General features: G+C 49.7%; 21 protein-coding genes. All 21 read right to left on the bottom strand.

The window, feature by feature from the left end:
- Positions 1 to 2: 2 nt before the first annotated feature.
- The 21 genes from ACJJIQ_RS23610 to ACJJIQ_RS23510 all read right to left on the bottom strand — a co-directional run bounded on the left by ACJJIQ_RS23610 (position 3) and on the right by ACJJIQ_RS23510 (position 13858).
- A complete protein-coding gene (locus ACJJIQ_RS23610; RefSeq protein ID WP_445363182.1) occupies positions 3 to 2246 on the bottom strand; it encodes a hypothetical protein in 2244 nt (747 codons plus the stop codon).
- An 11-nt stretch (positions 2247 to 2257) separates the two neighbouring features.
- Positions 2258 to 2449 carry a hypothetical protein gene (locus ACJJIQ_RS23605; protein ID WP_445363181.1) on the bottom strand — a complete coding sequence of 64 codons (192 nt, stop codon included), beginning with the start codon at positions 2447 to 2449 and terminating at the stop codon, positions 2258 to 2260.
- A 77-nt stretch (positions 2450 to 2526) separates the two neighbouring features.
- Complete coding sequence (locus tag ACJJIQ_RS23600) at positions 2527 to 2934, bottom strand: phage minor tail protein domain-containing protein (protein WP_445363180.1); 408 nt, start codon at positions 2932 to 2934, stop codon at positions 2527 to 2529.
- A 2-nt stretch (positions 2935 to 2936) separates the two neighbouring features.
- Entirely contained in the window at positions 2937 to 3347 is a 411-nt protein-coding gene (locus ACJJIQ_RS23595) for a phage tail tube protein (protein WP_445363179.1), read from the bottom strand.
- 15 nt (positions 3348 to 3362) lie between these two features.
- The gene (gene gp17, locus ACJJIQ_RS23590) at positions 3363 to 3722 is read right to left on the bottom strand and encodes a tail completion protein gp17 (protein ID WP_445363178.1); all 360 of its coding nucleotides are present in this window, start codon (positions 3720 to 3722) and stop codon (positions 3363 to 3365) included.
- Positions 3715 to 4158: an HK97-gp10 family putative phage morphogenesis protein gene (locus tag ACJJIQ_RS23585; protein WP_445363177.1), complete on the bottom strand. Its 444-nt coding sequence runs from the start codon at positions 4156 to 4158 to the stop codon at positions 3715 to 3717. Before ACJJIQ_RS23585 ends, gp17 begins: the two co-directional genes overlap by 8 nt.
- Positions 4155 to 4499 (bottom strand): phage head closure protein, encoded by a 345-nt coding sequence (locus tag ACJJIQ_RS23580; protein ID WP_445363176.1) that lies wholly within the window; start codon positions 4497 to 4499, stop codon positions 4155 to 4157. The genes ACJJIQ_RS23585 and ACJJIQ_RS23580 overlap by 4 nt, the downstream gene beginning before the upstream one ends.
- On the bottom strand, positions 4484 to 4786 hold the full coding sequence (locus tag ACJJIQ_RS23575) for a head-tail connector protein (RefSeq protein WP_445363175.1): 303 nt from the start codon (positions 4784 to 4786) through the stop codon (positions 4484 to 4486). Before ACJJIQ_RS23575 ends, ACJJIQ_RS23580 begins: the two co-directional genes overlap by 16 nt.
- Complete coding sequence (locus ACJJIQ_RS23570; protein ID WP_445363174.1) at positions 4783 to 4977, bottom strand: hypothetical protein; 195 nt, start codon at positions 4975 to 4977, stop codon at positions 4783 to 4785. Before ACJJIQ_RS23570 ends, ACJJIQ_RS23575 begins: the two co-directional genes overlap by 4 nt.
- Positions 4978 to 5057: 80 nt before the next feature.
- Complete coding sequence (locus ACJJIQ_RS23565) at positions 5058 to 6191, bottom strand: phage major capsid protein (RefSeq protein ID WP_445363173.1); 1134 nt, start codon at positions 6189 to 6191, stop codon at positions 5058 to 5060.
- 5 nt (positions 6192 to 6196) lie between these two features.
- On the bottom strand, positions 6197 to 6865 hold the full coding sequence (locus ACJJIQ_RS23560) for an HK97 family phage prohead protease (protein WP_445363172.1): 669 nt from the start codon (positions 6863 to 6865) through the stop codon (positions 6197 to 6199).
- Complete coding sequence (locus ACJJIQ_RS23555; RefSeq protein ID WP_445363171.1) at positions 6855 to 8084, bottom strand: phage portal protein; 1230 nt, start codon at positions 8082 to 8084, stop codon at positions 6855 to 6857. The genes ACJJIQ_RS23560 and ACJJIQ_RS23555 overlap by 11 nt, the downstream gene beginning before the upstream one ends.
- Complete coding sequence (locus ACJJIQ_RS23550) at positions 8084 to 9835, bottom strand: terminase large subunit (RefSeq protein WP_444959718.1); 1752 nt, start codon at positions 9833 to 9835, stop codon at positions 8084 to 8086. Before ACJJIQ_RS23550 ends, ACJJIQ_RS23555 begins: the two co-directional genes overlap by 1 nt.
- Before the next feature lie 3 nt (positions 9836 to 9838).
- Positions 9839 to 10282 (bottom strand): phage terminase small subunit P27 family, encoded by a 444-nt coding sequence (locus ACJJIQ_RS23545; protein WP_444959719.1) that lies wholly within the window; start codon positions 10280 to 10282, stop codon positions 9839 to 9841.
- A 91-nt stretch (positions 10283 to 10373) separates the two neighbouring features.
- Complete coding sequence (locus tag ACJJIQ_RS23540; RefSeq protein WP_445363170.1) at positions 10374 to 10757, bottom strand: HNH endonuclease; 384 nt, start codon at positions 10755 to 10757, stop codon at positions 10374 to 10376.
- Positions 10747 to 10977, bottom strand: a complete 231-nt coding sequence (locus tag ACJJIQ_RS23535) for a hypothetical protein (protein ID WP_445363169.1) — start codon at positions 10975 to 10977, stop codon at positions 10747 to 10749. The genes ACJJIQ_RS23540 and ACJJIQ_RS23535 overlap by 11 nt, the downstream gene beginning before the upstream one ends.
- On the bottom strand, positions 10974 to 11468 hold the full coding sequence (locus tag ACJJIQ_RS23530) for a hypothetical protein (RefSeq protein WP_445363168.1): 495 nt from the start codon (positions 11466 to 11468) through the stop codon (positions 10974 to 10976). Before ACJJIQ_RS23530 ends, ACJJIQ_RS23535 begins: the two co-directional genes overlap by 4 nt.
- Complete coding sequence (locus ACJJIQ_RS23525) at positions 11468 to 11908, bottom strand: DUF5675 family protein (RefSeq protein WP_445363167.1); 441 nt, start codon at positions 11906 to 11908, stop codon at positions 11468 to 11470. The genes ACJJIQ_RS23530 and ACJJIQ_RS23525 overlap by 1 nt, the downstream gene beginning before the upstream one ends.
- A gap of 153 nt (positions 11909 to 12061) precedes the next feature.
- Positions 12062 to 12727, bottom strand: coding sequence for a hypothetical protein (locus tag ACJJIQ_RS23520; RefSeq protein ID WP_445363166.1), 666 nt, complete (start codon positions 12725 to 12727; stop codon positions 12062 to 12064).
- A 44-nt stretch (positions 12728 to 12771) separates the two neighbouring features.
- On the bottom strand, positions 12772 to 13017 hold the full coding sequence (locus ACJJIQ_RS23515; protein ID WP_444914654.1) for a hypothetical protein: 246 nt from the start codon (positions 13015 to 13017) through the stop codon (positions 12772 to 12774).
- Between the two features lie 25 nt (positions 13018 to 13042).
- On the bottom strand, positions 13043 to 13858 hold the full coding sequence (locus tag ACJJIQ_RS23510) for a hypothetical protein (RefSeq protein ID WP_445363165.1): 816 nt from the start codon (positions 13856 to 13858) through the stop codon (positions 13043 to 13045).
- Positions 13859 to 13899: the final 41 nt, after the last annotated feature.

Raw genomic sequence — 13899 nt, 5'->3', positions numbered from 1 at the left:
GATTAAAATCCGTTGCGGGAAAGGTTGTAGGTGGATTCCACAGCCGTGGCGGCATCCCCGCCGCCACGGATATTGGCCACAAAAATACTGATGACTTCACTCTCGCTGACACCTTGCGAGCGCTCTACCTGTCCGGCTTTGGAGGCATCCTCAAACAGGTTGACGGTGATGCTGCTCTGTAAACCGCCCCCCTTCAGCGCTGCGGTTAAATCGGCATTTTGATTGGGAGATAAAACCCGCTCGCCTTTATCCAGCAGATAGGTGGATTCTTTCGGTACATAGTCGAGACCGCCGTGGGCGATGCCGGCAGGCTCTTTGATGCTGTTGAGTTGATTAGCAATTTGTATCCCTTGCGTTGTGGCGCCAACAATAAAGGGGATATTCTGCGGAAAGCCGACTTTCGACGCTTCGGCAATATTTTGAACCATGGCGGTGCCGGCGGTATAAATGGCCATGCCCATTTGCAAGGCGGCCATTTTTTTATTGTGAGTGCCGGCTGCCGACAGCAGTTGCTTGGCGCCATCCACATAAGTGCCTAGCCGCGCTTTTTCGGTTGTTTCCTCTAGGGCTTGCCGCTGCGCCTGATGTTTTTTTTCCAGCTGCGTAAGACTGCGCTCATACTCGTCACGGGCAATTATCTTTTTGGTATAAGCCTGATCCAACAGGGCCATCTCTTCATCCTGCTGGACTTGCAGCTGCTCCATTTCGGTAAGCCAGGAAAGCTGCAATGTCTCCAAACGGGCGAGCATGCGCTGACGTTCAGCTTCGGTAAGGCCATCCTCACCGGCTTGACCCCCTTCGCCTTCACCATTGGCTGTGCGCGCCTGTTCTTCGGCCAGGTCCATTTGGTAACGGTCTGTCTCACGCTCGGAATATTCAGCCCGTAGCGCTTCAATGGATTCAAACCCCCTTCTCCTAAGCTCCTCCTCAGAAACCTGGAGGGCAGCTATTTGCTGCAGCTTTTGCTCGTGGTCGAGCCTTATCTTGCCCTGCTGATCAGCCAGGAATTGATCCAATTGGGTTAACTGAATAGAGCCCAAATCTTGCTGGCGTTTTAATTCAGCTGCTGCGCGGTCCTGTTGTGCCTGCTCGCTATATTCAGCTGCGGCTTCTGCTGCTTTCTTCTGCTCTTCCCGTTGAGCTTTTGCAACTTCCAGATCTGCAGCTTTCATTTCCAGTAGCTGCGATCGGTATTTTTCTGTCCAATAAGCCTGCTGTTCAATCTGTGCCGTTACACCTTCAGCGGTCGCTTTCTCCAGCTGTTTCTTGTGCCACAAGTATTTATCTTGAATCTCAAAATATTTATCGGCGCTCTTTTCGGCTTCCGTGGGCATCAACATAGTGCGCCACGCTCTCACCGTATCTGAGAGAAAACCAACACCTTTGGTTGCCTCTTCAGTCCTACCAAGAGCCTCCAGGAATTCTTCCCACTCTTGGCCGAGAGTATCGACTTGGCCGGCAAGCCCTCCTGCCTCACCTGAGCCAGCTCCGCCTACCTGCTGAGATAATTTTTCGAGAATGAAACGCTGAGCCTCAGCAACTTGGCCTGACTCCTGCATTGTGCGAATCATTTCTTTTTCAGATTCGGTGAAGGAGACACCTGATCGCTTCAGGGCATTCAGGCCGGTGGCGGGGTCCTCCAGGGCCTTCCCAAGCTGCAGGGCTGCACTCTTAGCATCGCCACCCATTACTGCGGCAAGATCTTGCGAAAGTACTATGGCCTGATCAAAAACATCGGTTTGCACTGATTTGAAGGTAAGCAATACGCCTTGGGCTTCGCGCATACCGCTAACACTGGCTAGTGTGTTGAAAGCGACTGCGCGTGCCTGCTCATCAAGCTGTTCTGCTGTTCGACCACTAGCGTTCCCCGTAGCCCTAAGCAACGCCTCAATTTTGAGTTGCCCCCGCTCCATCGCTTCAGCGGCACGGATGCTCTTGTACATCACGGCTGTGGCACCAGCGACCGCAACACCAAAAGACGCCCACGCCAAATTCCCACTAGTCAGCAGGCCATTAAGTGCACCGACTCGACCGGAAACACCACCCAAAGGACCGTCGATAGCGGCGACCCCTTGAGCGGCACCACGCATAGACCGACCGAAAGCATCACTGGCAGCAGAGCCTTGCTTCATATCGGTTTTGAGTTTTTTGCTACGGGCTCTTGCTTGGTCCATCTCCTTGCGGAAACTGGCGGAGTTCATCTCCAGGTTTGCCACCAATGTGGCTATGGTGGCTCTTTTGGCCATGGGACCTCCAATCAGGCCATAGATTTCCAGATAGAGATCTGCTGCTCTACGGTTTTATGCCTGCGGTTTTGGTGTAAATAATTACTGGGTTTACCACCATGAGTACCGGCTGCTACATGAGCCAGTTGCCACTCCAGAACATTTTTATGAAGGGGGCGATCGCGGTAGGTTTGGTACCAGTGATCGAGTTCGGTTGAACTCATGGAGTGGAGCATCTGAAAGTAATCAGGGCGATTAAATTCAAAGGCGAGCTGCCGAGCAAAGATAAAGCCCGGCACTACTATTTTTTTTCTGAATCCTCCTCTGTGCTCTCTGCTTTTGGTTCGACATAAAGTCCGGACAACTTCGCAGCAGGCACATATAAAATATCTACGCTGTCTTTCGAGATACTGCGGATCAGACTGTTTTCAATCTCTTCTAGTGAATCTTCACAGTCGGGATTCATCCAGATCGAATAGGCAACCAACAGCAATCTGGTCTTCACATCTCGACCGCGAAACGCCCAGACATCTCCGTAGGTCTTAAGCTCTACGGTTTCTGGCTCCTCATCCTTAGAGATTTGAATATCTACGGATGTTTTCTCCAGGTACTCACAGCGGTGATAGGCGCTCAACTCATAGAGTTTGAATTCTTGATCACCAAAAGGAACGGTTTCCTGTTTTAACTGGAGCGGGATAGATAGATTCAAAATTAAGCCTCCGTCACTGTGGGCTTACCGGAAATCTTGAATTTCACGGTTCGCGTAATTTGATTGTCTTTAGGCACTGCCTGACCCCAGCCGGTAATGTGGCCAACAAATTCAACCGTAGTGCCATCCGGGTATTCAATTTTGTAATAGAAATTAGTATCGGCATCAAAGTCGGAGCGAAGCGCAGTCTGGCCAGAATCAGAAGTTTTCCACTTCAACGTTAAAGACACCTCACCCGCATCACGCAGCCCTACCGGTTCAAAATCCATATATCCGCTAGTGCCATCGATCGGGGTTACATCCGAGGAACCTCTGGACTCTTCACCCGGGTCGATATCAATTAAACCGGCAACCTGCGTATAAGCACTGCCGTCATTACTGCGGTGAAACTTTGTTTTGTAGCCTTGAGCCATAACACTCTCTCCCAATTAAAAATAAAGACTTAAGTCGAGGCTGACGCGATAACGCTTTGTATCGTTGTCGTAATCTTCGAGATTTTTAGAAATTTCGGCCAAACCGACTTGTAGACCAAAGAGGTCACCAGCTAAACCATGTATCGCTCGCGCCTCTTGCTCCAGGGTCTTGGCCTGCTTGTAAGTTTCCGCCCAAATATCGATTTGAATTTGGAAATAGTTTGATTCGATAGTGCCGTCTATACCAAGATCACTGCGATCTGCCACCATTGTATATACAAGACTAGGCAAGTGATCATCTTGAGAAAGTAACAGGGGCCGCACAGTCTCGGCACTGAGCGACTGGAGCCATTTCACAACATTAGCTTCAATCACTTTTGGTTAGCTCTTTAGCAAATTCATCGATCAGACTGTTGATCACTCTCTGCGCATTGTTTTCAAGCGCTGGGCGGATAAACGGTTGGGCGCTCTGCTTGGCATTGCCATATTCTTGAGCGATTGCTTTCTGGTTTAAGTTGTTCAGCGACCGCTTGTCCTCACCTCTTCCGCTGGTCTTCTTAATAGGGCCAACACTGATACGTGCAATACGATCTGCGCTGCGTCCTTTAGAAGATGATGAACTCATCCCGATACTATCTTGTAGGTCGCCAGAGTCTTTCTTGGCCCCCCGTCGCATAGCATCCTCAACCGGTGCCATTGCACTACGCCCTGCTCTTCGTAATACGGTAGTGCCGAGTCTAGGCCCGAGGTCCAATAGATTTTTGTTTAAATCGGCGAATCCATCGACTGAGAACTTGGTTGTGTCTGTCATTGGTCGCTGCTCCTTTGCACGGCCCTGAACTCAATGTATTGATTCCTGCCCGACAATTTTTGAGGGGGCGAGATATCCAGCACTTGGCCATCAAACACTGCTCGCATTAGGCCATGAATTGATCGATTCGCTGAGTTAGATCGGATGCGAATGGTGTAGTGGGCTTCGCTGATTTCTTGCCCGGAAACAACGCGCTCAGTCGCAGACAACGGCATTACTTCAGCCGAGCAGGTGAGATATTCGCTCCAGGTTGTTTCCTTCTCCCCATATTCGTTTTCAGTTTCAGCAGACGTTTCAAACCTCACCCGGTCCCGTAAACGGACTTTTATACGTTTATCCATCGGTACGGGTCCCAAAGTAGACGGGTAGGCATTGGCAGTTTTTTCCCACCGTCGCGAGTTTCATACCAAGAGCTGACTAACACCATACCCCCAAGCTGAATCGATTTATCTAGCTGAACTGCGTTTTCGGGCGCTTCGGATAAATCGGCTTCGAATTCATACAAGGTACGATTGCAATAGTGATTAAATGCAGTCTCTGCAGCCAGGCACAATGATTCGATATATTCATCGTCATCAGTGTCTTCAACGATCAAGTGTTTTTTGACCAAGGCGAGATCGAAGATCACTGAGAATGCTCCGAGGGTGAATCTCCCAAATCAAAATCTATTTCTTCATCCTTAGGGACAACTTCTTCAGCGGCATTTAAGTCGATCAGCTGCTGGGCAAAAGCCCGACTAAACTCCTGTTCACCTTCTTTAACCTCACCATATACAGGAGAGGTGAAGCTCTTAGTTACCTTTACACGGATTTTTTCCATGACCTTTCTCCTACGTTAAATAAAAAAAGCGGGACAAATTGCCCCGCTTTCGATTGCTTTAACTCAATCCAGTTTTTGGTTTATGCGGTCAAAGACCCATAGGCAACTGCTGCCGGTCGGTAATTAGATAGAGCCGCGCGTAGCGTCGCCTTAACCGTAACCAGATTACTGGTAAAGTTATCTTCATCAGACTCTGACATTTCGACAGCTACACCTTTACGCATATTGATTGCCGTTGCTAAATCAAAAGCACCTACAAAGAACTTGCCCGATGCCACAGCGTTGGTTTTAACTACCGGGAGACCCCAGACAGAAGCCGATACTACAAGGCGCGGGTTGCCAGCCAGGTAGTGCTCATCACCACCAGTTTCCAAGTCGAGGGCAACCACATCCGAACTATTCATATAAACTGCTGAGGGCATATATTCAGAGTTTTCAACTTGCCCCATAGCACGACGAACACTAGCTATAGCCTTTTCATTAGCGGTTGGAGTAAAGACCGTATGATGATCAGAAAGCGCTAGACCACCCAAGTTATTGCCTGTGGCATCCCCATTCAGCACCTGATAATCCAAACGCAATTGCGCCCCATAAATCAAGCGACTATCCACATGTGCGGCTAGTGCGGGTGCATCCTCAATGACTTCTTTAGACAGCTTGATCCAGTGACCCACTGAGCGTACCGGTGTACTCACCAACTCATAGGTGATAGAGGTTTCCGGCAAGGCACCACCTTCGGCAACCTCTTTAGCATTCAGAGTTACGACATTCTCTCTCGTGTACTCTACGGCATTACTAGAAGTCGGCAGATTTGGCATGGTGCTAGTTACGCGCAAAGTTCGACTTGCACCAGAAATAATTGTTGATTGACGATCTGGCGCGACCGTATCACCAGTTCCCAGCAAGGTATTTTTTGCCTCATAGGTCATTTTGCTGGCCTTGCCGCCAACAAAGCCTTCATAGTCTGACGACTTGGTTAGCTCCTGCCCCATAGTCTGATATTCTGGAGTATCAGTAGAGCGGGAAGCCATTTTCTGTTCGATCTCTGATACCTTCTCGCGAAGCTCTTCTGCCTCACTATTCAGGCTTTCCAGCTTGGATTTATTCTCACGGCCAAGCCTGGCATTAGTTGTCGCCTCCTCATTTGAGGACTTAATAAAGTCATCCAGCTTTTTGTCAAAATCTTGCAGAGACTTTTCAATTGTTTCTTTCATAGCGATTAACCTTCCAGTTTTGCTGATATGCGGTTTAACATCTGATTGATTTCATCAACCCCGGCTTCGCCACGCGGCTCCCCCGCAAACAAAACCTTGGCTCTCTTGGTAGTTGCTTCTGCCAAGCTTTTTGAAAAGCTTCCTGCCTCCCGCAGGAAACGCTCAAAATCTCTGATTGTTTCGCACTGGTGAAGTGCGCTTTTAAATGTTCCCAGGTCTACACGTGCTTCATCATTCGCGGGATAGGTCACTACTGAAATTTCCCGCAATGTGTTAACCACTTTGATCAGACGCGTACCGTCACCTTGCCACTCGGTGTCATCATGGGATACGAGACCACCCCAGCTGAGTCCATCGACAGTGCCATCCTGCATAGCGGCCTGAACATCCTTTGCCATGCTGATCCCACTGGTGAATTCACCGTGAGCAATCAAACCCACTTCATCGGTTTCGAGGTGAGAATATTTTCCTATCGGAACTGCATAGTGATTGTGGTTAAAAAACATTTTTGGCTTTACGCCGGTTTCAATAACCTGATCAAAGGCACCCACGACAACGACATCCCCGTCACTATCAACATTCCCAAACTTGCTAGCGTATCCCGTGAACTGGCTGGGCTTGCCGTTAGCAAACTTAATTTCACACTCTTCAAAACTAAGTGCTTTACGTTCCATCTGAGTCTCCAGAGTTATCTGTTTGCTGGCCAAGTTGTTCTAAGGGGGATAAGGCGCTTTGTACTGTGAGCATGTCACCACCCGGCAAAGCTGGTAGGTTTTCTTTTTTCCTAGCTTCATTCCGTGTCATTAAGCCGTTATTAACCATTTGTGAGGAGTATTCCGCACGGCCTTTGCTGTCAGCCCTGAGGAGTCCTTCAAAGGCGAATTCGATCTGGTACTTACGTCGATCCGAGGTGGGGAGCAGCTTTTCCCTTAGCGCTTCCTCCCAGCGTGAGAGATACGGGCGAAGATTGAGCTGATAAAAACCCAGCATTATTTGTTCAACTCCCGTGCCCCAGGTAGTTGTACCCTCTTGGTCATTAATCAAAATTGAGGGGACACCAAAGAAGCGGGCGATGTCACGCATTTGAAAACGCCGTGTTTCCAACATTTGCATATCTTCAGGTTTGAGCTGGACCTGCTGATATTTCATGCCAGCCTCAAGCACCATCAATCTGTGTGCGTTTTCTGAGCCCTGAGTGAGAGCACTAAAATTTTCTCTCACTTTTTTTCGCTGCTCATCTTTGAGCACTTGATCAATAGTCAGTACACCGCCCGGCTTGCCGCCGTTGCAGAAAAACTTGCTGCTGAATTCTTCAGATCCTGTGGCAAGACCAATTGAGTTTCGAGCATATTCGAGTGGTGAAAGGCCAATAGTGCCATTGCCAAACAACCGAACATGCAAAATATTTTCTTCTGCGAAGACGGCGACATCATTACCCTCGTAATAGTGATAAACCACAGAACCATCAGGCAGTGTTTCCACATCTACCTGCTGAGCTGGCAGCGGCCAAAGACTGATAGCCTGACCTTTAGAATCGCGATCTATGACCGCGTAGCAGTTACCATGCAAAACTAAATTGAGCTGCATGGTTTCGAACCAAACAACCTTAGTCATCCTAGCATTGGGCTTGCGCTTCAATAGCCTGGCCAAGTTGTGCCGGCTATCTTCCTCACGCTCATCACCATCAACCCTATAAATATGCAGCGGTATGCTTGCGAGGGTTTCAGTAAGGAGCCTGACGCACGCCCAGACCGCAGATATTTGAAGCGCTGTGTCTTCAGTAACCGTCTTTACACTTTCAACATTTCGCGTATCTGGTGATGATGATTGCTGCCCTTCCTGTTGAGTTGTGGCCGAACGGCCCCAGAAACTGAACCGTCTCCATATACTCATTAGTGGCCTACATTAATTGGATCGTTAAGGAAGTCATCCAGATCGGTTTCAGGCTCCTGCACCATTTGCCGACTCAGCGCCATAATTGCAGCGACTGCTGGATCTATTTTTTCGGATACTTTGGACTTATCGAATTTGATGTCCCCGGCTGCGTTAGTTACAGCCACAACGTTGGACATTGCAAAAGAAAGCGCTGGATTGTTATGTCGAACTGAATCAGTCAGCACCAGGCGCAGAAGTTCTTTCATCGGAGCAGAAATTGAACCCGTACCCTGGCCAACCTGAACCATGGGAACACCTTCCTCAATAAGATCGCTTACCAACTGAGAACTATTAAAGCGGTCAAAGGCAATTTCTTTTACATCAAAGCGCTCACACGCGGCCAATATATCCTGCTTGATATAGCTGTAATCGCAAGCATCACCAGGTGTAATCACCAAGCAGCCATGGTCTTTTAAACGCTGATAGACCTGCTGAAGCTGCCCCCCTTTATCTATTCGATTTTGGAAAGCTGCTTCGGGCAAATATGCCCTCGATATAAATGTGTGCTTCCCCTTTGAATCTTTGAAATCAAGAGTTAGCGCTGTTAAGTCTTCCACCGAGGCTAGATCTAACCCGCCATGGCAGGCCATGCCGTCAAACTCAGATTCTTCACCTTCAGTCCAGCAAGCTAAATCATTTAGCGATTCATCCCGGCACTTGTTCCAGCGCTCCATATTCATCCAGGTCGATTCACCATAAACCCAGATATTTAAGCGCTTGGTTTGAAACTCAATTTTTGCCGTGGGCATTTCCTGTGCTTTTCGGCACTGGTCCTGCATATCCTCCAGGGATACTGAGATTCCTAGATTTGGATTTGCTTTGATCCAAACAGAGGGGTCTTTCCAATCGTCATCATCATCCAGCGTGTAGATGATTCCAAAGAAAGCATCATCTTCAACAGTGCCTTCCAAAACCTTGATGGCATAGCCACGCAGTTCATAGCAGAAGCTGTTTTTATTTTTCCCGGCCGTGGTAATACCCCACATCACAGGCTGCCGACGCGCGCCCCTGCCGGACTCGAGTACATCCCATACACCTGAATCACGGTGAGCGTGAACCTCATCAATAATGCCGGCATGGACGTTGAAGCCATCCATACTGTTGTAGTCAGCTGCCAGAAGTTCCACTTGCGAGTTTGGAGAGTTCCGCGTATTGCATCGAATGACATTTCTCAGCGTGGTCATTGTTTTACGCAATACACGATCCTGAGCGGCCATCATGCCGATAGAGTCGAAAACCTCTTTTGCTTGATCTCGCTTTGTTGCGGCGCAATAAACTTTGGCGCCCGGCTCTGAGTCGCCTGCTGCCATATAACCACCAACGCTAGCTAGCTTGGTGGTCTTGCCATTCTTTCGAGCGATCTCTTCGTAGACCATGCGAAAGCGTCGCCTACCATCTGCCTTCCTCAGCCACCCGAATACATTGGCATTAATAAAGCATTGCCAATCACTCAATATGATTGGTGTTCCTGCCCACTCCCCTTGATAGTGCTTGCAATATCGATAGGTAAACCGGAAGACTTTTGCGGCTGCATTCTCATCAAAAATCAGCCCGCGCTCTCCTGCCGTCTCCAGGTCGCGATACCAGCGATCAACTGCTAATCGTACATACCTGCACGCTGGTATTTCTCCAGAGCGCACCTGCTCGGCATATCGGTACGCCCTATCTAGCCATTCTCGTGAGGGGTCAGCCAGCTTTGAAACTGGCATAGGCTATAACTCCAATTCTCCCTGATCCGGGTTTTCAACTTTGAAATTTTGTCTCGCACGAACTGTGACCCCAAACTGCTTGGCCAGCTTTTCATATTTGCTTGAATGCCTTTCCCATTGCACAGCTTCAGGGGCCAACTGCATGTAACCGCTTGGAGTCTTCTGGTATTCCGTGCCACGCTCTTGCAGCTTTTCTTCAGCTTCTTTCATACGTGCATACGAGGTGCAGAGAATCGCCAAAGCACCTTGGTCGATCTTCGCAATCAGTCCAGCCTTCTTCAGCTCAGCACACAGAAAACGATAATGCTTTTTAGCCTCTTTACTCAGCCAGGCCGGACACGGAGGAGCTTCACACGCAATCCCCTGAAATAGTGCTCCACCTTCTTGAGGCTTTTGATTCTGATTTTCTTCCGGGGGTCTTAATGGAACCACATTGTCATTTTGCACTTAGATACTCCCTAGGGATTTAATACCCCCCCCCTAAAAATTTACCGATAATAAACGCGTGCCTAGGGCGGCGGTGTCGGGCTTTTTCCCCCTAGAGATTCGACCCACCCCTCCCCCTGGCGCCGCGACCTTCTTGCGCCGTCTTTCGAGCATGACAACGGGTGCACAACCACTGCAGATTCGACAGTTCATCCGTGCCGCCTTGAGACTTCGGGATAATGTGGTCACAGCAATTACCCTCAGTGATCAATCCCATGGCAGTGCAGCTTTCACACAAGCCTTTAGCCTGCACCTTGCACAGCTCACGGTTACGCAAATACTCTTTACTCTTATATCTGCGGTTTGCCTGCTTACCTAAACGGCGCTGATACTCGCCCCAGTTAGTGACTAGATCCTGATGAGCATCACAATATCCATTAGAATTCCCATGGGCCCGCTTGCACTTACGGCATGGACGTTTGGCCTTAACCGGCATTGCTATCCTCACCCCGCTTCATCTGCTCACGCTTCAACTTAATATCCTGATGACGGTAATAAGCGAACACCGCGATAGAAAGCAGGCCGGTGGTGAATGCACCGTAGGTAATTACATACTGCTCAAACGCCGATGCAACTTGAGCTGTCACGCTACCCACTCCCGCAATCCATATCATCAGCCGCTCCATTGCTGTATTTGCTGCATCAGCTGGATTCATTGAACTACCCTCTTCACTGCGCCTTTCACCGCAGCCAATGGCTTCATGATGTGCTGGCTGAACCCATAAGAACCAAAGAAGAAAATGATCACTGCTGAGAAAGCACCGAACATCAACATCGACCCAGCAACAGACCAAATAAACTTCGCGTACTCAACATCCCACGGCCACACCACCACAGAGGCCACCACTAAAAAAATCTCGACACGAATAATGGCCAAGGCCGCAAAGCGCCGGGTTAAGCTGCGCTGAGTATTCTCACTCGCCGTGCTCGCAACATGCGCCACCACCGTATCGATCATTTGTTTGCGGGCCTCAGAAGCATGGCGAATTAATTCCTTCGCATCTTCAACGCTTTCCTGATCGGTATAAGACAGGCCATCGATCCAACCACCTGCCCGCACCAGCAACCCGTTATCCTTGTCGAGGATATCGTCCACGGGTTTAGCGTTACTGCTGAACAGCCCTTTTATTCCAGACCAAATACTCATCACGGATACTCCGGCACGTAGTGCGTAATTGTCAGATTAAAGTTAGGCGGCAACATATCCCGCAGTTGATCCATTGCTTTGCGCGACTGCATCACCCACCAGCCACCCGGAGCTACACCACAACCAATACCAATGCAGCCTTGAACATCAGAGGCATAGTTAGCGGTATGAATCAGGATTTTTGAGCGCCCAGGAACCTCTAACAGCTCCCACACATTGGGATACCGCTGAGAGCTATACGCCTCACAAGAATAAATACCCTCGGGGATACAACTCTCAAATGGGCGATTACCCAACCAGGGGCGCTCAACCGTATAAAACACACAGTCGCGCACTCTCAGCCGCCCCAATGTGGCATCAGGCCCATAGGCGAATCGTTGCAGGTTGCAGTCCATGTGTTTGCGCTCACTGCCCTGCATTGCAGAGCAAATAGAATTCAAAAAAAGGTGCCCCAAAAGAGCGCCATCAAGAACATTAAACAGGATGAAAATGAATCCCCAGAAACGAAAAAACCCGGCTGGGGGGAGCCGGGTTTCTGTTGCAAGCGGAAAAACCGCAAGCTAGGGAATTTATACCCCCTCAGGACAAAGCTGTCAACAAGCCCTCTTGAATCGCTCTCGATACTCCTGCACCAGCTCAGACACAGGACCAAGCGCTCTTGCAGGCAAAGGGTCCAAACGCCGATGTAGACGCTTCCATATCTTCACCCACTCCTGATCCCACCGTTTCTTATCACACCCCAAAATACTACGCGCCTGGGCAAGATCGATTGATCGCCCATTAACATCCCGCAACGCACACGCACTAATACAAAATAACGCCAACTGGCTAACCTTCTCGCGCGGGTGCGGCTCCTCCCACTTATCGAACTCAGACATCAAAAACTGCAACAGCGCCGCCCGCTCTTTAAATCTTTTTGCCGGAGGAGCATAGGCAGCCATGCCCCAGCAATAAGCCAACGGATCACTATCCCGCAACTTAGCAACAACGTTTTGAATTATTCCCCTCTCGCAGGCATCCATAACCCGGCTACCGCTTCCCTTCCCCACAACCGTCTCAGTGCCACTCACTCGCGGCGCATCTATCCGGCAAATGACTTGATCCGCCTTGCCCTGCACCTCACCCCGAATAACCACCTTCCGGCCCCGGCGCGTGCTTAGGGTGGCCGTACTCCTACCGCCCATGGCCTCGTAATCAAACGCCGCTGCCGACCCATCGAACGCATCATGCCAAGCCTGTCTCGCAGTATCGAATCTCATATCACTCCCCCCAAGACATCAAACGGTAACCTCAACCGGAACAATTACGCAGCCTGCTGAAAACTATCGAAATGCTCCTGAAAAACCTTTCTCGCCACATGCAGATTATCCCGATGGAAAGTCCCCAAATAATCCTCATGCACCTGTCGAATTTTATTTTGAGTCACCACCGTATGGGCAAACACCAAATCCACTTGGCGAGGGTTATCCGTGCGAAATACCGCTAAGGGTCTACTCGCAACGGTAGTCATAATTCGCTTTTGGGCTTCTGTCAGAGTCACAACGGTCATAGCATCGCTCCTTGAAAATCCGTGTTTACCAGCCAGTGTCTGTCAGCATTTCACCGATTGGCCGGTCCCGTGTTCGCTGCTTGGACGCTATTCGCTGCGGTGGAATAAACTTTTCACGTCTCACCCAATTGCGCCACACCGCCAACCAATCGCACCGCACCCCCTGCCTGCCCGACTGAGATTTCCAGTAATCACCAAAGCTAGCCGCAATGTCGTAGATCTGATGCATCACCTCTGGCCGCGTCTTGGCCGCCTCATCGTAAAATTCTTGGGTTAACTGCCAATCATCGGGAAGGCGGGTACCACGCTTCGATGGCGGGGCGGGTTCCTGACGGACAGCAAGGGCACCACCCTGACCGCCCTCTCTCTGGTTATTTTCTAGAGTGGTTACTTTCTTAGTATCTTTACTTTCTTGTGTCGTAAAAACCCGATCCGGCAAAACCGTATCTGGCAAAACCGTATCCGGCAAAACCGTATCCGGCAAAACCGTATCCGGCAAAACCGTATCCGGTTTTTCAGGAAGTGGTTCAGAATCTGACTTTGAGTCAATGGGTGTATCAGAGATCTCATAGTCCATACCGACTATTTTCCCCCGCTCACCACGCCGAGTAATTCGCTGGCAATAACCAGCATCGATTAACTCACCCAGCAGCTTGTAGATCTTGTCCCTGCCCTCCTGAGCCTCTTTGGCCAGTGCTGAAGGCGAAACCTCCCAGTGATCCGGCTTCGACAGCAAGTGCAGAAGCAAGCCGCCAGCAGCGAATGAAATACGGCGATCACACACAACGGAATTTGAGACCACCAAGTAATTTGAAGACGGCCGAGCACTTCGACGAATCATGCAGCAGCCCCCCAGAAAAATAATGAATGGGTCATATTGTT

The sequence above is a fragment of the Microbulbifer maximicatervae (SeqCode) genome (assembly GCF_052468295.1).
This window is presented reverse-complemented; position numbering and strand designations above follow the sequence as displayed.

Coding starts and splice junctions, on each gene's coding strand:
- ACJJIQ_RS23610 (WP_445363182.1), bottom strand. CDS start 2,246: ATGGCCAAAAGAGCCACCATAGCCACATTGGTGGCAAACCTGGAGATG.
- ACJJIQ_RS23605 (WP_445363181.1), bottom strand. CDS start 2,449: ATGAGTTCAACCGAACTCGATCACTGGTACCAAACCTACCGCGATCGC.
- ACJJIQ_RS23595 (WP_445363179.1), bottom strand. CDS start 3,347: ATGGCTCAAGGCTACAAAACAAAGTTTCACCGCAGTAATGACGGCAGT.
- ACJJIQ_RS23585 (WP_445363177.1), bottom strand. CDS start 4,158: ATGACAGACACAACCAAGTTCTCAGTCGATGGATTCGCCGATTTAAAC.
- ACJJIQ_RS23580 (WP_445363176.1), bottom strand. CDS start 4,499: ATGGATAAACGTATAAAAGTCCGTTTACGGGACCGGGTGAGGTTTGAA.
- ACJJIQ_RS23570 (WP_445363174.1), bottom strand. CDS start 4,977: ATGGAAAAAATCCGTGTAAAGGTAACTAAGAGCTTCACCTCTCCTGTA.
- ACJJIQ_RS23565 (WP_445363173.1), bottom strand. CDS start 6,191: ATGAAAGAAACAATTGAAAAGTCTCTGCAAGATTTTGACAAAAAGCTG.
- ACJJIQ_RS23560 (WP_445363172.1), bottom strand. CDS start 6,865: ATGGAACGTAAAGCACTTAGTTTTGAAGAGTGTGAAATTAAGTTTGCT.
- ACJJIQ_RS23555 (WP_445363171.1), bottom strand. CDS start 8,084: ATGAGTATATGGAGACGGTTCAGTTTCTGGGGCCGTTCGGCCACAACT.
- ACJJIQ_RS23550 (WP_444959718.1), bottom strand. CDS start 9,835: ATGCCAGTTTCAAAGCTGGCTGACCCCTCACGAGAATGGCTAGATAGG.
- ACJJIQ_RS23540 (WP_445363170.1), bottom strand. CDS start 10,757: ATGCCGGTTAAGGCCAAACGTCCATGCCGTAAGTGCAAGCGGGCCCAT.
- ACJJIQ_RS23535 (WP_445363169.1), bottom strand. CDS start 10,977: ATGAATCCAGCTGATGCAGCAAATACAGCAATGGAGCGGCTGATGATA.
- ACJJIQ_RS23530 (WP_445363168.1), bottom strand. CDS start 11,468: ATGAGTATTTGGTCTGGAATAAAAGGGCTGTTCAGCAGTAACGCTAAA.
- ACJJIQ_RS23520 (WP_445363166.1), bottom strand. CDS start 12,727: ATGAGATTCGATACTGCGAGACAGGCTTGGCATGATGCGTTCGATGGG.
- ACJJIQ_RS23515 (WP_444914654.1), bottom strand. CDS start 13,017: ATGACCGTTGTGACTCTGACAGAAGCCCAAAAGCGAATTATGACTACC.
- ACJJIQ_RS23510 (WP_445363165.1), bottom strand. CDS start 13,858: ATGATTCGTCGAAGTGCTCGGCCGTCTTCAAATTACTTGGTGGTCTCA.